Here is a 17,399-nt window from a genome sequence, read left to right as displayed (position 1 = left end):
CAGAACCGTGCGCCGGCGCCGTCCTCAGACGGCGTTGCCGAGGCCAGCGAAAGGGTCATCGCTACCTCCCGGCTTCTCGGGCGGCGCCATGAGCTTGACCGTGTCGGTGATCTCCTCGGCGAGCTTCGGGATGTCCTTGGGGTCGGCGTTCTCGATCGCCTTCGCGAGGAGGATCACGGTCTCGCCGTAGACCTTGAGCACGAAGTCGTCAGCGCGTGATCGCATGAGCGTTCGCACCGCGGTGATCAGGTTCGAGGGGTCGGTTTCGACATCGTCGGGCTGCTCGCCGCTGGCGCGCGTTGTGGGTGCCGTGGACGGCGGTTCTGTGGGCGCGTTCTGTGGTGCGTCGACGATGTGCATCGTGCGGCGCTGGTCGACCGCGCGCTTGTTCGACCGCTCCCCCGCCCTCGACTGTGAATTCGCGGCTCGGCACCGCTCGCAGGTGCCCTTCTTGAGGCGGAGCTCGAGGCGGTAGCGCTGGATGGTGCCGTGTCGAGGAAGCGGCTTCTTCGGTGCACCCACATCGGCCCCCTTCCGCGCTGGGGAGAGAGAAGACGGAGCATGGCGCGGTCGTCCACTCTTCGAGGTCCTAAAGAATCGCGGCCCGATTCGACGGAATCCGTCGCAGGCGGGCGCTCAGACTGCGGATTTCGTTGTGCATCGCGCTCACTCCCAGTGCGGTGACGTTCGGATGACACGTGGCTGAGCCTGTCGAGCAGGCTTCGAGCCTCGACGCTTGGCGTTCGTGCGGCGTGCACCGTCGGCCATGTTGCAGGCGATGCACTCGGCAGCGTGGTTCTCGCGATCGTACGGATCGCCGCCGTCTTCGATGGCGACGAGGTGGCCGAGTGTGATGCTCAGCGGGTGCGGCCACTCGAGGTCGGCGTAGAGGTACTTGCCGCAGCCTGGGCGCCAGCAGTAGGCGTCGCCCTTGGCTCTGAGGTCCTTGACCGCCTTCTTGTAGCGGCGGGTCGAGCGAGGGTTCTTCGCGACCACGATGATCACCTCACCTGGTTCGTTGAGGTGGGGCGGGCCGGGGTACCGACTCCCCGTGCGCCCGCCCCTCATCGTTCACTCCGCACCCCTGCGGAGCCTCGGCACGAGATCAGCCGGCCAGGCACGCAACCCGAAGCGTGCCATGGAACGACGAAGGCCCCGCCGTGTTGGCGAGGCCTTCGATTGTCTGGCGGGTCACGCGATGCGCAACCATATCCATTTACTTTCTAACACACCTCGGATCGGTATCGGCGCTGAGCGCGTCACACACGGCGTGTCGAGGGCACTCGGCGAGCGCGGTTCTCATTGCCGTTCGAGGCAGTGCGGTCACCTGAGCTCGGTCTCCACAATGTGCCCCGCTTCGAGTGGTAGGTACACGTCGGTGCGCGAGTCGTCGATTGGCGTCCAGGTGAAGGTCTGTGTGCGTCTCCAACCTATGGTGCTGTTGATGCCCCAGTAGTCGATCTCGATCTCGTCGACGCCCGCGACGTTGCCAGGGTTTGGGGCGAGTTCGATGGGTTCGTATCCGTTTCCTGGCCTACCGATCGTGAGGCCAGCCGGTGGCGAGTACGGAAGCGCACCCAGGACTCTGGACCCTTGGATGCCGCCGCGGAGCTTCCACCGCACGACTGCACGTGCGATCGGGTGGGGCGCGTAGTTCAGGATGTTGAGCTGGAGCCCCCTGTCGTGGAAGTTGAGCGCCACCTCGACGTCGGGCTTGGAGGTCAGGCTAAGTGCGAGCAGGGCATGGTGTGCCGTCGCTGAGCTCTGCCGGGCAGAATGCAATGCCGCGAGTGCGGACGCGAACGCGGCTACTGCTGCGAGCGCTGTGAAGAGTGCGGTGATCAGGTCACCGTCGAGTTTCGCGCCCTTGATGAGGAGGTACCCGCCGACGAGGAACACGACGCTCAGGAGGGTTCCCCAGACGATAGTCCATTTGCTCATGGTTGCGAGCGTAGTGGTCGTCCCGGCTGTGGCGGCCGCTCACTCTGCCATGCTTGCCGCCATGGATGTGCGTTGGAGCTCGAGCCCTTGGTATGCCGATCCCGTCTGGGGCTTTGTTGCGGATATCGCGACGGTGTTGTCGTTGGTTGCGTTGGTCATCGCGGTTGCCGAATTGGGAGCTCGCGCCCAGGCCGTTGCGCCCGTCGCGTGGGGCGTCGATCTCATTGGCACTGTGTCGATCGGGCGTGACCAGTTCCATGTCGTCGAGATCCACAACGGCGGTACTGGAGCTGCGAACTTGATATCGGCTGCGTTCGTGGATGCGCGGGTGGTTCTCGACGCCGAGCATCGGATGCCGGCGGTGATGGGGTCGGGCGACACGCGACAGTTGTTCGTGTCCGCAGTGCGCATCGACGAGGCGTGGATTCGGCTGGTGTGGATCCCGCATCACGCGAATCACTTTGTGAATGTTCAGTGGCTCCCGCTGACGAGGCACGGGATTGCAGGGTACGAGTGGGAGCGATCGCGGGCACGCACACCACGCATCTATTGGTGGTCGCGGCCGTTCGTTGGGTGGAAGCCACACTATGTTGGCCCCGGTGGCCGGGCGATGGCACCGTTGCGCCGCTTGCGCACCGAACAACTGTCCGTGATGGTCAGCGATGGCAAGCTCTCGTCGGAAGCCGCCATGGGCGGCAACTACGTCAAGGATCTTCCATACGTCAAGCCGTGATGCCGAGAATCTCTTCGGCGAGGCGGCGTGCTCGGGAGGTGTCGACGGTGGCGTTGGCGAAGAGTTTCCCGTCGGCGGTGAGCATCGGTTCGGACTGCTGGCGTTTGATGTTGAGGACGTCCATGATGGGCGGGTCGGAGCCGGCGGGGCTGTTGAGGAAGTAGACGACGGGTGGGTCTTCGCCCATGCCGTCGCGGCGGAGTCGGCCGATGGCTTGCTCGTGGACTTGGGGTGACCAGTCGAGTTCGCCGAAGACGCCAACGCGGGCGTGCTTCTGGAGTCCGTCGACGCCGGCGCCGGAGCGAAGCGACATGATGAGGATGCGGCAGGCGTCGGGGTCGGGGTTCTCGTGGTCGTACGGGGTGCAGAACGCGTCTTCGGCGTCGGCCTTCTGCTTCGGTGACTCGGAGCCGGTGTAGAGGCGCGGGTTGAAGTCGGCGAGCTGCTCGAGCCAGATGTCGTAGACCTTGCGGTGCCACCCCCAGATGACGACCTTCTGCTCGGACTGCAGAAGGAGGCGGACGAACTCAGCGACGTAGGGCGCTTTGTCGACGCCGGTGGCTTCGCGGAGCATCCAGTCGATCTCGCCGGCGGCTTGGAAGCGGTCTTGCTTCGAGGTGGTGGCGTCGAGGATGAGCTGCGCCATCGCGCGCGCCTTGCCCTTGACCTTGTCGAGCTCGGTGTGGTTCGTGTCGATGAGAAGCGCGTTCTTGATCGTCTTCGGCAGCTCGCGCCCGACGTCGGCACGGGTGCGGCCAAGCATGAGCCCGTTCTCGCGGAGGTAGCCGCCGAGCGCGGCGGGGTCCTTCACCATCTGCTTCCCATTCGGCAGTGACGCGCCGCCCCACTCGCGGCTGAACTCTTCACGGGTGCCGAGGCATCCGGGCGCGAGGATGTCCATCACGTTCCAGATCTCCGACCCGTAGTTGTACACCGGCGTCGCGGTGAGGCCCATCACGTATGTCGCGTTGTCGGCGACGCGGGCGGCCGCACTGCCCTTGTCGGTCGCGACGCCGTTGCGGAGCTCCTGGGCTTCATCGAACACGACGGTGCGGACCTGGTTCGCCATGGTGTCGGCCCAGCCGTCGAGCTTCGAGTACGGCACGATCGTGACGTCGCGAAGGTGCCCGGTGGAGGCGTGAAGGGACGGCTTCGTGGTCTTCGCGATCTCGTACGTCAGCCACGGGAACGCCTCTTTGAGCTCCGTCTCCCACCGGCGCGGGAGGTGCGTCGGTGGGACGATCAGCGCGGGCAGGGCGTCGTTGTGCACCAGGCCGAGAAGGCCCGTGAACGTCTTCCCGAGGCCGACCTCGTCGGTGAGGAGGTAACGGCCGCGGGTGCGGAGGAGCTGCAGCGCGACGAGCTGGTAGTCGCGGGCCGTCTTCGCCGGCTCGTTCGGCAGCTCCCGGTGCTCGTACTCCCCCGACATCAGCTCGGCGATCGCCTGCTCGTTGATGCGGTGCTCCTCGGCGCCGTGCTCGAGCCAGCGACGCGACACCTCATCGGCTGGGACGAGCGGCCACCGCTCGATCAGCCACTCGAGGTCGCGGGCGACGTCGAGCGTGTCACCGATGACGATGCGCGAACGGCGATCGAGCTGCACCCGCCCGAACATGCGGCGGGCACGCTGCCGCACCGCCGGCTCGAGGTCGAGCACCCACGCACCCCGGGCGCGTGTCCCCGGCTGCGGGCCGCGGTACGCGTACGTGCCGTACGTCCTCACAGGCCACCCTCCACCAGCGACACCAGGTGAACCCGCTTCCCCGCGATCTCCCGCGGCACGTGATGGTGCCTCGCGCGGGTGGTGACCAGGATCAGCTCGCCGACCTCGACGCACGCCGCATACCGCTCAAGCTGCCGAACCACGGATGCCAGACTGCCGGCGACCTTTACCTCGACGACGACGCCCGGGCCGAGCCACCTGGTGCCGTCGACCCAGATGTCGGCACGCGAGACGCCGTCCGAGAGGCGCACCTCGCGCATCACGTCGCGCCCGGTTCCGGCGAGCGCGGTGGTCAGTCGCGCGTCGAGGGCGACCTGGAGGTCGTACTCGTCGGTGTAGGTGCCGGTGGCCTCGGCGAGTATTTCGGCGAGGCGCTCGGCGGTGATGCGGGCGCCGGCTTCGGTGATGGGCATCATGCCTGGTCCTTTCGGGTCTGGATGGTGCGGCGGATGTCGGCGGCGAGGTAGCCGCGGGGCTTGATGCCGCGTGGGGTGTGGCGCCAGTGGTCGGCGCGGGCGAGCTGGTAGGCACGCTTTGCGCCGACCTTGAGTGCGACTGCGGCTTGGTCGATGGTGAGCCAGTAGTTGTACCGGCCGTCGTCCGCGTTGCTACTGGTGAGCGAGGAGTCCTGCGAAGACGGCGGCGTCGCCGTAGTGGGTGGCGAGGACGAGGGCTGTCGCATGCGGGTCGAGTCCTTCGATCGAGGCGCGGATCTGGTCGGCGTGGTCGTCCCAGCTGGTGAAGGTCTCCTCGGGGATCGGGTAGGGGCCGCCTTCTCGCTGCCAGCGGCCGTAGGGGCTGATCGTGGTGAGGTAGTCGCCGACGCTGAGGAAGGCGCGGCCTCTCTTGATCGCGTGCAGCATCTCGGGTGTGCGGTCGATGCCGTCGTCGGGTTCTGGGGTCGCGGCGAGGGCGAGCTCGTACGCTTCGGTGCACTGCTCGGGTTCGATGAGGAGTCGGCGGATGTAGGCCTGGGCGGCGAGCTTCTCACCCGGGCTGGCGTCGGGGTCGGCGAGGATCTGCATGGGTGTGGGCATCAGAGGTCTCCTTGCGGGTGGAGCAGCCATTCGTCGACGGCGATCTCGGGGTGGTTGGGGTTGGCGGAGCAGATGATGCGGGCGGGGCCGGTGTCGGTCTGCCAGGAGCCGTCGGCGGGGATGATGCCGACCATGGGTGCGAGGCAGCGTTCCTCCCCGTAGCCGGCTTCCCAGATGACGGCCCTGCAGTCGAGGTTGCGAAGGCGGATCGTGCGGAACCCGGGCTGGTCAACCGCGCGCATCGCGAGGGCGCGGAGCTGGATCGCGTCGTGGAGTACTGCAGGGCCGACGGTGGGGAACTCGGTCAGCCAGCGGGAGTGGTGCAGGGCGACCTGCGCGAGGGCGACGTCGACCGGGTCATGAGTCGCGTCGACGAAGCCGAGGATCTCGTGGTCGTAGAATCGGCGCTCCCGGAGGATGCGCTGCTGCACGGCGCGCGTCCAGTGCTCGAGCTCGGCGATCGCGATCGCCGCCGTCGGGTTCCACAGGGCGCCGACGTCCTGCACTCCCCCGCCGCCACCGTTGCGGCTGAACGACGAACGGTCCTTCGACACCGGCCGGCGGAGGTGTGCCTGCTTGAGCGGCGCCCAGTAGCGTGCCAGGTCGGCGACGATCCGGGGGAACCGTTCGTGGCACGGGGCGCAGAGGTCCGTTCCGGGGCGCACCGGGTTCGGTGACTCGTGCGCACCCCGCTGCCCGGTGCGAGCGCACACGTCGAGGTGGTTCAGGATGATGAACGGCGGGTACGTGGCGACGTTCACTCGGCACTCCCCCGCGCGTCGAGGATCCGGCGCGCCTCGGCGGCCGCGGCCTCGCGCGGCATCCGGAAGACGTGACCGTCGCAGCCCATCTCGAGCTCGGGCACTTCGCTGGCCGCGACCTTCTCGAGGAGCGACGTCGGCAGCTGGCCGAGCGCGTCGAGCATCAGCCGCCGGTGCACCGCCTCGTGAGCTCGGTCGCTGCGCTGGAAGCCGCGGCGCGCCTGCTCGACGACATACCGGTGGAAGACCTCAGCGACCTGCTTCTTCCCGACGACAGACCCGATCGCAGCCTTGGCCGTCAGCGCGGCGTGGCGGGCGAGCTCGTCGCCCTCACCACCGATGGACTGCGTCGTGCCGACGATCGACGCCTGGCGGGCCTGCACGATCGCCTCCGCGAGGAGACGACGCTTCACGACGACCCGGCGTCCGCGGATGCCGCGCTTCTGTCGAGCGGCCTCGTGGCGGTAGCCGAGGCGCGCACCGGAGCGGGTGCCGAGGTAGGCCATGGCGAACGACGCGACGAAGTAGAACACGAGCAGCGCAATCGCGAGTGTGGGGCTCATGCGTGGTCCTCCGCACGAGTCCACACTGCGGGGCGCGACGGGAACGGTGCGGCGTTCACGATGACCGGTGCGAGCCACCCGTTCTCGGGGTACTCGGCGAGGACGCCGGCGAGGGTCGCGTACGTCTCGGCGGCGCGCGCCTCGTTGCGGGCGTGGAGCTCGTGGATCATCGTCGCGGCGTCCATCGCCTCGCGCCAGGTGCACAACATGGACTCCTGGTAGGTCAGCGCGAGCTCGCGCACGGTCGCACCGGCGCGGGCCATGCCGAACAGAGCGCGCGCGAAGTCGAGCTGGTGCTGCGCCGTGGCGGCGGCGAGGGACTGGATCTCCTTGTGGCTCGCGACGGTCTCGTCGATGGTGATCTGGTTCATGCGGGGCGCTCCTCGGATTCGGTGGTGCTGGCGGGTGGGATGGTGCCGTCACGGCGGGCCTGATCGACCCACCGCTGGGCGTTGGTCGGGGCGGTGCCGACGAGTCGTGCCGCGGTGCGGGCCGGGGTGCCGTCGGCAACGAGCTGCAGCACCTCGGCGCGCTGCGCGGCGCGCTCCGCAAGTTCGCCCGGTTCGGTGCGGCGCGGTGCATCAGTGCGCACCGGAGCGGTGCGGGTCGCCGCTGGCGTCGGCACCGCCGTGGCGCGCTCGGCGCGGGTGCGGGTCGTGGCGCGCATCGGACGGGCGTCGTCACGCCGGTAGACCGTGACCGCGGCGAGGTGCGTCGTGAGGAGCAGCGCGATCGCCGGCACCGCGTTCACGACGATCGCCGGCCACTGCCCGAGCACCAGGTAGGCCGGGTCCTCGATCGCGACGGATGCCGCGTTGCCGAGCACCGTGAGCGCGCTGAACAGCACGAACGTGAACCACGGAAGCGCCCGAAGCCCACGCGACGGTGCAGGCACGAGCAGCGCGATCAGCATCGCGGCGAGTGCGGGGAGGTCGACGACGATGGGGAACACGGCGGCGCGGTCGGCGGGCATGCCGCCGACGTGGAGGGCGAGGTCGTGGAGTGCACCCCAGGACATGTAGATCGCGAGGGCGCCGGCGGTGGCGATGAGCCAGCCGAGGAAGAGGCGGAGCGGGCGGGGTGCGGTGCGGAGTTGGGTGGTCATCGGGTTGCCTTCGGGTCGTCGATGCGGGTGAAGGTCCAGCCGGGGAAGTCGCCGTCGGCGCGGGTGATGCGGTAGGTGCCGGGGTTGGTGGGTCCGCCGGTGATCGTGAGCTCCCGGTGGACGGCACAGTCGAAGAGGGTGCCGGCGAGGCGTTCGGTAACGGGGTGCTGCAGGGTGAAGGTTCCGTCGTCATAGGAGCGGACGATGTGGTCAGGGCCACCAGTCGCCTCGACGACGCCGTTGAGCGCGGCGATCGCGTCGACGTGCTCTCCCACGACGTGCGCGATGACGGCGGTTGCCTTGGTGTTGACGTCGGTCGAGGTGACGGCGGGCGACGGCTCTGCGGCGCGGTAGCGGCGGATGCTGTCGACGATTGCGAAGCAGGCGAGCAGGAAGTGGTGGTCGTAGTCCTGGAACGAGACATCCCACATGTCCTCGAACAGGTCGCGGAGGTTGTGGTCGTCGCCGAACTCGGTGGCGAGCTCGTTGGCCTGCTCCCAGTAGTCGGGTTCGTCGAGCTCGGCAAGGGCCGTCGCGACCGCGGCCGGCATCTCGGTGCTCGAGTACTCGAAGTGCTCGGTGACGGTCTCGCGCATCCACTGGAGGAACTTGCTGCCGGAGAACGACATGGTGTGCTCGCGGGTGGTGTTGACGAGCTTCTGTCGCCAGTACTGCGGGTTGATGTCGTACGGCTCGACGCCGCGGAGGTTGAACCACGTGAACATGTCGAGCTCGCGGGTGAATGTGTACCCGTCGCCGATGTCGCCGACGATGGTCAGGTAGCCCGGCCAGGTGATGACGTCCCAGTGCCACATGCGTGTGCCCGGCTTCGCGACGCGGAGGTGCCGGTAGAGGCCGTCGTCTTGGAGGATCGTGAGCTCGTGGTCGGTCGTCTCGCGGCGGAACTGCTTGCGCGCCTCGTCGTAGAGGATCTCGTTGCTCATGCGTCGGCCTCACCTTCGGCGAGCGCGGCGGTGGTGATCTGTTCTTCGATGTCGGCGAGGGGGTAGCCCCAGGTGGAGAGTTGGCGGAGGTAGGCGATGTGGGTGGGGGTGTGGTTCTGCCAGCCCTGCTTTTCGTCCCAGGTGGATTCGAGTTGGCCGATGGCGAGGGCGAGGAGTGCGTGTGGGGCGTTGGCGGTGTTGCCTTCGACGAGGGTGGCGAGGGTGTTGTTGTCGTACCCGGGGCGGGCGACGCCGAGGTAGTCGGCCGCGAGGTCACGGGCGTGGTAGTTGAAGCCGGAGCCGAGGTGGGCGAGGACGAGGCCGGGGATGGTGGGCCAGTCGGCGGGCATGGTGCGGCGTTCGAGGAACTTCTTGACCCAGTCGCGGCGGACGGTGGTCGCGGCAGCGAAGAGCTTGCCGTTCTCGCGGGCGAGGCGGCGAGCGGCCTTCTCCTCGTCGCTGAGGCCGCCGGTCTTCGCCTTGGCGCCGTAGATGTGCCAGCCGTGGTCGGTCCAGTTGGTGACGCCGTAGTTGATATCCCAGCCGTTGACCCAGCGGCGGTCGTCGCCTTCGCCTTCCCAGCGGCCTCGCTGTTCGGCCCATGCTCGGAGGCCGTCGCCGGCCTTCGCGATGATCGTCTCTTCGGAGATGCGCTTGCCGTCGTAGCCGGGCTTCGTGCGGAGCTCGTGGAGACGGGCGATGGTCTTGTCGCCGTGACTCGGGGCCGGGTCGAGGAGGGGGATGCCCTTGGCGGTGATCTCGTCGAGGACGACCTGGCGGGCGGCCTGGTCGGCGCGCTGGTCGCGGATGTACTGCGCCTTGTGCTGCAACTGCTCCGGCCGCTCGGTGACGGTGGCGGTGAGCTGCTCGAGGGCCTCGTCGTCGCCGGCGAACTCGTCGAAGACGAGGGCGTCCTCGATGGTGAGCTGGTGGTCGGTCGCGGCCTTCGCGGCGATCGGGTTAGAGGCGACCTTGATTGCGTCGCCGACGCGGGCGATGGGCTGGGCGGTGCGCTTGGCGATCTGGATCGCGGGGACGCCGAAGTCGAGTGCGAGCTGTCGGTAGGCGTCGGCCTGCTCTGCATCGGTGAGGGCGTCGCGGTGGACGTTCTCGACGAGCTGGTCGACGACGCGGGTGGGCTCGTCGGGGGCGTCGCGGATGACGACCTCGATGCTGGTGAGGCCGACCTTCCCGGCGGCGGCGATGCGGCGGTGACCGGCGAGGATTCGGAGCTTGTCGGGCTGGTCGGGGTCGGGGTAGACGATGGGTGGCTGGATGATGCCGTTCGCCTTGATGCTCTTCGTGAGGTCGCCGAGGTCGCGGAGGTCGGTGCGGACGTTCGCGCCGGCGGTGAGCTGGTCGAGGTCCACGCTGTGGAGGCCACGGAGGGTGGTGTCGGTCATCGTCGTGCCTTTCGGGTTTCGGCTCGCTCGTCGCGTTGACGGAGGAGCCGGTGGGTGGTGGTGGGGTTGAGCCGGAGTGCTTCGCTCAGAAGGTCGGTGTTGGCGAGCATCCGGGTGAGGTCGAGGAAGTAGCGGGGGCCGGTGACGCCGAGCTTCCGAATCGCGGCCCGCTTCGCCTCCGAGAGCTGCGGGTGCGCGGTCTCGAGGGCGAGGAGCACGGCGACGGGCAGCATCAGCGGCGTCGGTTGGCGCGGCGGGCGGCCCGGTCGCGCTTCCCGCGGGCACGACGTCGTGCTCGTTCGGTCGGCGAAAGTTCCACTGCCGGGGCCTCGGCGGGCGTGACGAGCAGCGCGACGGCTTCTTCCACCTGGCTGGCGGTGAGGTTGAACTGCTCGACGACGGCCGTGGCGAGGTGGGCGGCGTCGGTCGGGCTCAGACCGCCGGCCTTCTCGAGCGATCGGGCTCCAGCGGCGATCGCCTCGTCGAGTTCGGTGGTGCCGTTCATCGTCCTGCTCCCTCGGTAGTGGTGCGGCGGGGTTCGTGCTGCTCGATCGAGGCGACGTGGCGGAGGACGCGCTGCACGGTGGCGCGGCCGGCGCGGCGTCCGCCGACGACGAAGCCGCCTCGGAAGACGGTGCGGGCATAGTTGACCTGCCAGTCGGTGAGTTCGATGCCGAGCTCGGCGGCGATCGCTTTGAAGTCGGGCAGGAGTTCCTCGAGCTGCTCGCCGATGGTGCCGTCGAACCAGTCGAGGGGCCGCCAGATGGCGGCGTCGGCGCCGGCGGCGGTGAGGTCGCGGAGCCAGATCTTCTGGTCGGGGCGGATGGCGCCGTTCTGCTTCTTGAGCTCGCGGTAGAGGATGCGGCCCTGCTTGGCGTGGACGAGGACGAGGTCGGGGAATCCGGGCTGTGAGCGGCGCGAGTCGTGGGTGTGGTAGACGAGCCAGTCGCGGCGCTGGGCGGCGGGGATGATCGCGGCCTGCAGCTGCGCTTCGGTCATGTTCCGGGCCTGCATGGCGTGGTACTCGGCGGCGCTGATCGAGGTGGGCGTGGTCACTGGTGGCCTCCGAGTCGGGTGAAGAGGAAGTTGCGGGAGGGTCGGCCGACGGTGCCGCAGCGGCGGCAGTGCCCGCGCTCGGCGCGGGATGCGGCGCTCTTGTGGTCGTCGCAGACGGGCGACGTGGCTTCGCACTTGCGGCACGTCATGTCCCAGGCCGCGGCGTTGGGGCACATGCGGGAGCCGACGGCGGCGGGGTCGTCGGCGCCGCGGAGCTGGACGGTGACGCCGATGGTGCACGGCGTCGACGGGTCGAGGTGGCGGATGTCGTCGAGGTCGGTGTCGGAGTTCACGGGTGCGGTGGCGTTCATCAGAACAGGGCCCCCTCGGTCTGGGCGGGGGTGACGGAGATCTCGAAGGCGCGGGCTTCCCACTCGGGGCGTGAGCGTTTGATCGAGCCGAGGACGTACGACGTCGGGTCGAGCACGACGGTCGCGGCGCAGTCGAGGATCTCGGCGGCGAGCGTTTCGATGTCGTGCTCGTCGAGGCCGAGGCGGTCGAACCAGCGTGCTTCGGCGGTGGCGATCGCGATGAGGTCGAGGGGCCGGCCGGAGGCGTGGGGTTTCGGGGCGGGATGCTGAGTCGGGGTTTCGTCGTTGTCCACAGCCGCACTGTGGTGACTTTCCGTAGATGACTCAGTTGTAGATACGGGAGTGCTAACGGGAGGGGTCGCACCGGTGCGACCCTTTCGGGCATCTCGTGCGACCCTAACTCCGAAATAGGGTCGTTCTGGTGCGACCCTAGTTTCGGCGTTGTCCACAGGCTGATCAGAGGCAGTTTCGTCGTCCTTCGGGGCGCGTTTCGCGTCGATTTTCGTGGCCTTCTCGGCGCGCTTCGTGTCCTGCTCCATGACTTTCTTGATGACCGATGGCGACACGTTGTTGAGGGTCGGGTCGAGCGCGTCGAGCTGTTCGAACTCCTCCGAGGTCGGGAAGACGATGTACTCGGTGCGTCGGCCGCGGCGGCCCTTGGAGCGGCGTGCGATGAGCTGACGGCAGATGAGCTCCTGCAGGATGCCGGGGACGCGTTCCTCGCTGCAGTCGGCCCAGGCGGCGAGCTTCGCCGAGCCGGGGTACGCGATGCGGGTCTCACGGTTCGCGTCGTCGGCGATCGCCATGAGCACGAGCTTCGCTGCGGGATGCAGGGGCTCCATGGCGGCGTTCTCGAGGTGCTGGATGGCCACTAGTCGTCGCTCCTGGATGCGTAGCCGGCGCGGCGGACTGCGGCCTTCTGGCGGCCTCGTGCGCGCGTGAGCGTCGAGTACTCGAAGGTGCAGACGTCGCTGTGGCGGGCGCCCTTCGCTCGCGCGGCCGCGTATCGGACGGCTTCGGCGTGGGTGAAGAACAGGGCGTGCTTCCGGCCGGGCATCGCGTCGACGCCGACCTCGACGGGCGAGGCGAACCAGAGCGAGTGGCCGTCGAAGGTGCCTTGGCGGATGCCCCAGCGGTCTCCTGTGCCCGCGACACGGGTCGGCAGGACTCCCGGCACCTGACGGCGCATCAGCGGGCCTCTCCGTCGAGCAGTGCGGCGGGGAACACCACGTGGACGCCGCCCCGCTCGGTGCGCTCGATCGTGATCGACACGTCCGCGGCGAGCGCGGGGCTGACGACGAATTCGCCGAGGTGTCCGCTGATGAATTCGGGGTGGTCGATGTGGGTGACGGGGGCGAGGGGTTCGGCGTCGGGTTCGGTGATGGGCACCGCGGCGGCGAGGGAGGTGAGGCGTTCGTGGGCTTCGGTGAGTTCGCGGGCGAGGGCGGCGCGTTCTTCGCCGGCTGCGGCGAGTTGGTCGCGGACGGCGGTGAGGTCGCCGAGGAGGGTGTCGATGCGTTCGCGGGCGCCGGCGAGTTCGCCGTTGGCGGCCGCGGAGTCGTTGCGTGCGGTGACGGCGGCTTCGAGCGCGTTCTGGAGGTCGACGCGAGCGCGTGCGGCTTCGGCGCGGGCTTCGAGGACGGTGTCAGTGGAGAACGCTTCGGGTTCGCCTTGCTCGAGCTTGGCGGTGGCGATGGCTTCGGCGAGCGCGTCGGAGTCCCAGGCTTTGCGGGCGGTGGGGTGCGGGGCGATGGGGTCGCGGTCGATGTCGTCCCAGTCGTAGGGGCCGGCCCAGTGGCCGATGTCTGCGAGCGCGCGGGCACGGTCGGCGGTGGCGCCGTCGAGGGGGGTGACCTTGAGGCGGTTGTACGCGGTGACGACGTGGTGGTGGGTGCGGGTCTGGATCTCGCGGGGTGGTGCGATGAGGAGCCACCAGACGGAGTCGTCGGAGAGGCCGCAGGCGTGGGCGATCGCACGGGGGGTGTAGCCGAGGGTGGTGAGGGCCTGGACGCGTCGGACGGTGCCGCGGGCGGTCATCATGGTGGCCTGGTAGGGCGCGGCGGGGGGTGCGGGCTTCGGCTGCGGAGGCTGGGCCGCCGAGGAGATGGGGCGCTCGTCGGCCTTCGGCGCGGTGTGCGCGGTCTCGGCGTCTGCCACCTCCCCGGCGGGGGTCGGCTCGGCCGAGACGTCCTCAGCCAGTGCGCTGGCCGGCTCCGATCCCTGCCCGCGGGCGGGGGTACTCCGTCTCTCCTCAGGCGCGGTCTGGTCTGGCGTCTCGGCCGAGGTCTTGTGGAAGCCGCAGTACCCGTCGTACTTCGCGGGGCGGCCGCAGGGTTCGCCGGCGCGGGGTCCCTTCTCGAGGAAGGTGGGGCAGGTGGTCTGGTCGGTCATGACGGGCTCCCGAGGATGGTGAGTGCGGCGGTGATGAGGGTGAGGGCGATGATGAGTCGGAGGTAGCCGCGGACGGTCATCGCGGGCTCCTCTGGGCGGCGAAGACCATGGCCGCGACGTCGGGGTGGGAGCGGCAGCGTTCGCAGGCGACGACGTCGTCGCTGAGCCACCGCCAGCCGAGGGTGTCGATGAAGTGCTGGGCGACCATCTCGCGGGGCACGGTTGCACCGGCCTGGGCGTAGCGGCCGCACCAGTTGCAGATCCACGTCGCGACGATGACCTCGACGACGGTGTCGATGGTGGGCATCAGGCGACCGCCTCGAGGAACGTGTGCGGGCCGATCCACCAGTCGCCGTGTTCGGGTGCGACCTTCACGCGGACGCGGACCTCGCCGGGGAACGCCTGCAGGCCGGCGGCGGGGATCCAGAGCGCGTCGACCTTGCCCTGCACTCGCTTCTGCTGGGCGCCGAAGGGGAAGATTTCGACGGTCTGCCCGACTCCGATCTCGCCCGCGGTGATCTGCTCCCAGTCGCCGCTCATGCGACACCGCGCCGGTAGCGGGGGGCGGTGGTCGTGAGGCGGTGGCGCGGGCGGGTCGTGAGGCGCTGCCAGGCGATCGCGAGGACGGTGAGGGCGCGCATCATGAGGCGCGCCCGGTGAGGAGGGTCGCGAGCAGCGACGGGACGCCCCAGAGGACGGCGATGCCGGCGGTGACGAGGAAGCTTAGGACGAGTGCGCGGATGGGTGCGGGTGCTCGGCGGGTCGCCATAGTGTCACTCCTCGATGTTGAGGGTCGGGTGTGGGGTGAGGTCGAGGGCGGCGGTGCCGCCGAGGTGCTGGTGGAGCTCGCGCAGGCCGGCGACGGTGACGATGACCTGCGGGTACGGTTCGTGGCGGGAGTAGTGGCGCTCGGCGACGTCCTGCACGGCGAGGAGACCGCGGGCGGGCACGCCCGGGGCGGGCCGCCAGACGCCGCCCGCGCGGTGGATCCAGCCGAGGGTGTGGAGCAGCTCGAAGAGGCGGCCCTGCCCGATCGCGATCACCGGGTCGCGGTCGAGGATGCGGGCCGCGGCGCGGACGGAGAACACCTCGGGGATCTTCACCAGGTCGCCTTGCTCGTCGACGTCGTACCCGCGGGGGTGGGCGGTCGACTCGAAGCGGTGCACGCCGACCTGGTGAAGTTCGTGGAGCCGCTGCTCGAGCCAGCGGAGGAACGCGGCGGGCTGCGGCTGGTCGTCGATGACGACGAGGAGATCGGCGACGAAGTCGAACGACCACGCGGTCGCGCCGGCGTGCGCCGAGAACGGCGGGCACGCGGGCTCGTCGGCATAGTCGCTGAGGTCGAGGCCTGCCGCGGCGAGGACGTCGCGGGCGTAGATACTGATGCGGCCGGCGTCGATGGTGACGCACACCTCGAACGTGGTGGGCTCCTCCGCGACGAGGTACGTGAAGCGCGGGAGTAGGGGGAAGATCGCGGGGTGCCGGGTCGGCGAGGGGGTGTCGCCGACCCGGCCATCGACGGCCGCAGACTGGGGGGTCCGGATGCCGTCGATGCTGGCGCCCGGCAGCCTGTTCCCCTCGGCGCCGGGCGTGTTCGTCGCGATCGGTGACGAGGAGGCCGAGGTCCCACCCTCTGCCGCCGCCGTCGCGAACGTCGTGCGGGCAGTCATCAGCGACCGTCCGAGATCTTGATACAGCCGTATGCGCAGTCGATGCTGCAGCCGTGAGGAAGGCAGGACGCGGGGACGCTCCGTGACGAGCTCGCCCCCGCGCCCGCACCGCCGACCGGAGAAGTGGAGTCGGCGGCCTCCCCTACAGTCGGATCAACAGACGACGAGATCCCCACCTCGTCGCCCTCAACCGAAGGAGAAGTCTCTTGATGGGTGATGCCGCCACCTGGGCCGGCGTTGGTGTCTCGCTTGCCGTCGGCGTTGTCGGACTCGTTTTCGCGGTGCTCGCGAACCGCCGTTCGAAGCAGTCCAACGAGCTGGCCAAGAAGGCGAATCGCATCGCTGCGGAAGCTGTCGAGCGTGCTGATCGTGCCAACGAGATTGCCGAACACGCGAACGAACTCGGTCAGGATGCGAACTCGATCGCGAGGCGTGCAGCCGCCCAGGGCGAGGATGAGTCCTTCGTGGAGTGGGAACTGAAGTGGAAGAAGGAGGGTTCGGCGCTTACGCTCCGAAATGTGGGTCGCGACACTGCGTACGAGGTTGCCCTCGTGGTCGCAGGAGATCGCGTCCACGAACACAAGCCGGTCGGCGATCTGGAGGCCGGCGAGGCCCGACTCATCCCGCTGCCAGAGATCGGCGAGGAGCGCGTCAAGTTCGACGCTAAGCAGACCAGGCTGCGAACTGACTCCAGGTACAGCGGAATCCTCCGCGGCTTCGACACCTTCGAGAAAGAACTCAAGGTCACGCTGCTTTGGAAGACCGAAAGCCGCTTCCCGCGGAGCGAACCGCGCGAGCTCAAGGCGAGCTAGCTCGAGCACGAAGTCACCGTCGGTCATCACCGGATCGCGACGAGGGCCGGGTACCTGTACCTCACGCCCAGCTCGGCCCGCACGGCGTTCGTCCGCATCGAAGGCGACCGTGCGCAGATCGACCAGGAATCTTGCGGTTCGAGCACGAGCGTCCTCGAGTAGCGCCGCACGGTCATCACGAGTCCGCGTGAGGAGGGCCGGCGTCACGACGTGACGGCCGGCGAGCTCGACGAACTCCTCGACCGTCTCAGGCGCGCTCGTCGAGGCATCCGCGCGGAGAAGAGCCAGCGCGACCAGGTTGTCGACAGTCGCCGCGAGCATCATCCCTGCTCACCGCCCTCGGCGAGCGCGGGTTCGCCTGCGAGGAACTCCTTAACGGATGCCTCGGTGATGACGATTCGGCCGTTCTTGCGCTTCTTGGCGGTGAGGTGGCCTGCCTCGATGTACCGCGCGACCGTGCGTACGGAGACATCGAGCGCCTCGGCGGCTTCCGCTCGTGACAGTCCGGGTTCCTCGTGACGCTCCGTCAACATGAGTGGCACCGTAATACGGAGTGTCAACAAGAGTCAAGTTCTGTCAGTGCGTGTCGCGTGGGTCACGCGGCTGCGGTTTCAAGAACTACTTGACGGTTTGTCACGCATTGTCTTAATCTGTCGCTATGTCTATCAACCGAGCCACAGCAGCCCCGACCTCAGCGAATGAGATCATCGGCGAGAATGTGCACCAGCTCATCTGGCGGTCGCGTTCGACGCAAAAGGACATCGCCCCGGTACTCGGGATCACTCAGAGCGCGCTGAGCCACAAGCTCCGAGGAGCTCGGCCGTGGTATCCGGACGAGATCGTGGCCGTCGCCGGCTTCTTCGGCGTCGGCGTCGGCGAGCTCTTCACGCAGGGCGGTCCCGCAGGAGGGTGGGCATCTCTCGGCAGCGACTCGCCGCGCTCCACGGTG

General features: G+C 68.8%; 27 protein-coding genes. 3 read left to right on the top strand and 24 right to left on the bottom strand.

Annotated features, from left to right (window positions below; translation table 11 throughout):
* Positions 1–24: 24 nt before the first annotated feature.
* The 3 genes from ACFVTX_RS18150 to ACFVTX_RS18140 all read right to left on the bottom strand — a co-directional run bounded on the left by ACFVTX_RS18150 (position 25) and on the right by ACFVTX_RS18140 (position 1,941).
* Positions 25–225 carry a hypothetical protein gene (locus ACFVTX_RS18150; RefSeq protein ID WP_386902636.1) on the bottom strand — a complete coding sequence of 67 codons (201 nt, stop codon included), beginning with the start codon at positions 223–225 and terminating at the stop codon, positions 25–27.
* A gap of 441 nt (positions 226–666) precedes the next feature.
* Entirely contained in the window at positions 667–996 is a 330-nt protein-coding gene (locus tag ACFVTX_RS18145; protein ID WP_386902634.1) for a hypothetical protein, read from the bottom strand.
* A 327-nt stretch (positions 997–1,323) separates the two neighbouring features.
* Positions 1,324–1,941, bottom strand: coding sequence for a hypothetical protein (locus ACFVTX_RS18140; RefSeq protein WP_386902632.1), 618 nt, complete (start codon positions 1,939–1,941; stop codon positions 1,324–1,326).
* A 61-nt stretch (positions 1,942–2,002) separates the two neighbouring features.
* Here ACFVTX_RS18140 and ACFVTX_RS18135 point away from each other — a divergent pair, with 61 nt between their 5' ends.
* On the top strand, positions 2,003–2,674 hold the full coding sequence (locus tag ACFVTX_RS18135) for a hypothetical protein (RefSeq protein ID WP_386902630.1): 672 nt from the start codon (positions 2,003–2,005) through the stop codon (positions 2,672–2,674).
* Here ACFVTX_RS18135 and ACFVTX_RS18130 read toward each other — a convergent pair.
* The 20 genes from ACFVTX_RS18130 to ACFVTX_RS18035 all read right to left on the bottom strand — a co-directional run bounded on the left by ACFVTX_RS18130 (position 2,664) and on the right by ACFVTX_RS18035 (position 15,638).
* A complete protein-coding gene (locus ACFVTX_RS18130; protein WP_386902628.1) occupies positions 2,664–4,397 on the bottom strand; it encodes an SNF2-related protein in 1,734 nt (577 codons plus the stop codon). The two genes, ACFVTX_RS18135 and ACFVTX_RS18130, sit on opposite strands and share 11 nt — an antisense overlap.
* Positions 4,394–4,810, bottom strand: coding sequence for a hypothetical protein (locus ACFVTX_RS18125; RefSeq protein ID WP_386902626.1), 417 nt, complete (start codon positions 4,808–4,810; stop codon positions 4,394–4,396). Before ACFVTX_RS18125 ends, ACFVTX_RS18130 begins: the two co-directional genes overlap by 4 nt.
* 195 nt (positions 4,811–5,005) lie before the next feature.
* Positions 5,006–5,434 (bottom strand): hypothetical protein, encoded by a 429-nt coding sequence (locus tag ACFVTX_RS18120; RefSeq protein WP_386902624.1) that lies wholly within the window; start codon positions 5,432–5,434, stop codon positions 5,006–5,008.
* Positions 5,434–6,195 carry a hypothetical protein gene (locus ACFVTX_RS18115; protein ID WP_386902622.1) on the bottom strand — a complete coding sequence of 254 codons (762 nt, stop codon included), beginning with the start codon at positions 6,193–6,195 and terminating at the stop codon, positions 5,434–5,436. Before ACFVTX_RS18115 ends, ACFVTX_RS18120 begins: the two co-directional genes overlap by 1 nt.
* Positions 6,192–6,758, bottom strand: coding sequence for a hypothetical protein (locus ACFVTX_RS18110; RefSeq protein WP_386902620.1), 567 nt, complete (start codon positions 6,756–6,758; stop codon positions 6,192–6,194). Before ACFVTX_RS18110 ends, ACFVTX_RS18115 begins: the two co-directional genes overlap by 4 nt.
* Positions 6,755–7,129, bottom strand: a complete 375-nt coding sequence (locus tag ACFVTX_RS18105) for a hypothetical protein (RefSeq protein WP_386902618.1) — start codon at positions 7,127–7,129, stop codon at positions 6,755–6,757. Before ACFVTX_RS18105 ends, ACFVTX_RS18110 begins: the two co-directional genes overlap by 4 nt.
* The gene (locus ACFVTX_RS18100) at positions 7,126–7,863 is read right to left on the bottom strand and encodes a helix-turn-helix domain-containing protein (protein WP_386902616.1); all 738 of its coding nucleotides are present in this window, start codon (positions 7,861–7,863) and stop codon (positions 7,126–7,128) included. Before ACFVTX_RS18100 ends, ACFVTX_RS18105 begins: the two co-directional genes overlap by 4 nt.
* Positions 7,860–8,807: a DUF6085 family protein gene (locus tag ACFVTX_RS18095; protein ID WP_386902614.1), complete on the bottom strand. Its 948-nt coding sequence runs from the start codon at positions 8,805–8,807 to the stop codon at positions 7,860–7,862. The genes ACFVTX_RS18100 and ACFVTX_RS18095 overlap by 4 nt, the downstream gene beginning before the upstream one ends.
* A complete protein-coding gene (locus ACFVTX_RS18090; protein WP_386902613.1) occupies positions 8,804–10,210 on the bottom strand; it encodes a ParB/RepB/Spo0J family partition protein in 1,407 nt (468 codons plus the stop codon). The genes ACFVTX_RS18095 and ACFVTX_RS18090 overlap by 4 nt, the downstream gene beginning before the upstream one ends.
* Positions 10,207–10,443 carry a DUF3263 domain-containing protein gene (locus ACFVTX_RS18085; RefSeq protein ID WP_386902611.1) on the bottom strand — a complete coding sequence of 79 codons (237 nt, stop codon included), beginning with the start codon at positions 10,441–10,443 and terminating at the stop codon, positions 10,207–10,209. The genes ACFVTX_RS18090 and ACFVTX_RS18085 overlap by 4 nt, the downstream gene beginning before the upstream one ends.
* The gene (locus ACFVTX_RS18080; protein WP_386902609.1) at positions 10,443–10,715 is read right to left on the bottom strand and encodes a hypothetical protein; all 273 of its coding nucleotides are present in this window, start codon (positions 10,713–10,715) and stop codon (positions 10,443–10,445) included. Before ACFVTX_RS18080 ends, ACFVTX_RS18085 begins: the two co-directional genes overlap by 1 nt.
* Complete coding sequence (locus tag ACFVTX_RS18075) at positions 10,712–11,266, bottom strand: VRR-NUC domain-containing protein (RefSeq protein WP_386902607.1); 555 nt, start codon at positions 11,264–11,266, stop codon at positions 10,712–10,714. The genes ACFVTX_RS18080 and ACFVTX_RS18075 overlap by 4 nt, the downstream gene beginning before the upstream one ends.
* Positions 11,263–11,577 carry a hypothetical protein gene (locus ACFVTX_RS18070; protein ID WP_386902605.1) on the bottom strand — a complete coding sequence of 105 codons (315 nt, stop codon included), beginning with the start codon at positions 11,575–11,577 and terminating at the stop codon, positions 11,263–11,265. Before ACFVTX_RS18070 ends, ACFVTX_RS18075 begins: the two co-directional genes overlap by 4 nt.
* On the bottom strand, positions 11,577–12,449 hold the full coding sequence (locus tag ACFVTX_RS18065; protein WP_386902604.1) for a hypothetical protein: 873 nt from the start codon (positions 12,447–12,449) through the stop codon (positions 11,577–11,579). Before ACFVTX_RS18065 ends, ACFVTX_RS18070 begins: the two co-directional genes overlap by 1 nt.
* Positions 12,449–12,766: a hypothetical protein gene (locus ACFVTX_RS18060; protein ID WP_386902602.1), complete on the bottom strand. Its 318-nt coding sequence runs from the start codon at positions 12,764–12,766 to the stop codon at positions 12,449–12,451. The genes ACFVTX_RS18065 and ACFVTX_RS18060 overlap by 1 nt, the downstream gene beginning before the upstream one ends.
* On the bottom strand, positions 12,766–13,968 hold the full coding sequence (locus ACFVTX_RS18055; protein WP_386902600.1) for a DUF5763 domain-containing protein: 1,203 nt from the start codon (positions 13,966–13,968) through the stop codon (positions 12,766–12,768). Before ACFVTX_RS18055 ends, ACFVTX_RS18060 begins: the two co-directional genes overlap by 1 nt.
* Positions 13,969–14,044: 76 nt before the next feature.
* On the bottom strand, positions 14,045–14,275 hold the full coding sequence (locus ACFVTX_RS18050; RefSeq protein ID WP_386902599.1) for a hypothetical protein: 231 nt from the start codon (positions 14,273–14,275) through the stop codon (positions 14,045–14,047).
* Positions 14,275–14,508, bottom strand: coding sequence for a hypothetical protein (locus ACFVTX_RS18045; RefSeq protein WP_386902597.1), 234 nt, complete (start codon positions 14,506–14,508; stop codon positions 14,275–14,277). The genes ACFVTX_RS18050 and ACFVTX_RS18045 overlap by 1 nt, the downstream gene beginning before the upstream one ends.
* A 100-nt stretch (positions 14,509–14,608) precedes the next feature.
* The gene (locus ACFVTX_RS18040) at positions 14,609–14,737 is read right to left on the bottom strand and encodes a hypothetical protein (protein ID WP_386902596.1); all 129 of its coding nucleotides are present in this window, start codon (positions 14,735–14,737) and stop codon (positions 14,609–14,611) included.
* A 4-nt stretch (positions 14,738–14,741) separates the two neighbouring features.
* Positions 14,742–15,638, bottom strand: coding sequence for a phage antirepressor KilAC domain-containing protein (locus ACFVTX_RS18035; RefSeq protein ID WP_386902594.1), 897 nt, complete (start codon positions 15,636–15,638; stop codon positions 14,742–14,744).
* Between the two features lie 209 nt (positions 15,639–15,847).
* On the opposite strand from ACFVTX_RS18035, the gene ACFVTX_RS18030 reads away from it, so the two are divergent.
* Positions 15,848–16,450, top strand: coding sequence for a hypothetical protein (locus tag ACFVTX_RS18030; RefSeq protein ID WP_386902592.1), 603 nt, complete (start codon positions 15,848–15,850; stop codon positions 16,448–16,450).
* A 320-nt stretch (positions 16,451–16,770) separates the two neighbouring features.
* Here ACFVTX_RS18030 and ACFVTX_RS18025 read toward each other — a convergent pair whose 3' ends face one another.
* Positions 16,771–16,983 carry a helix-turn-helix domain-containing protein gene (locus tag ACFVTX_RS18025; RefSeq protein ID WP_386902590.1) on the bottom strand — a complete coding sequence of 71 codons (213 nt, stop codon included), beginning with the start codon at positions 16,981–16,983 and terminating at the stop codon, positions 16,771–16,773.
* Positions 16,984–17,108: 125 nt separating this feature from the next.
* Between ACFVTX_RS18025 and ACFVTX_RS18020 the strand changes: the two genes are divergently transcribed.
* A partial coding sequence (locus ACFVTX_RS18020; RefSeq protein ID WP_386902588.1) for a helix-turn-helix domain-containing protein occupies positions 17,109–17,399 on the top strand: 291 nt, incomplete at its 3' end.

Origin of the sequence: Agromyces sp. NPDC058136 (assembly GCF_042884375.1) — a bacterium.
In the GTDB taxonomy this organism is placed as follows: Bacteria; Actinomycetota; Actinomycetes; order Actinomycetales; family Microbacteriaceae; genus Agromyces.
The sequence above is the reverse complement of the archived record's forward strand: the minus strand, read 5'-3'. Positions and strand labels throughout refer to the sequence as shown.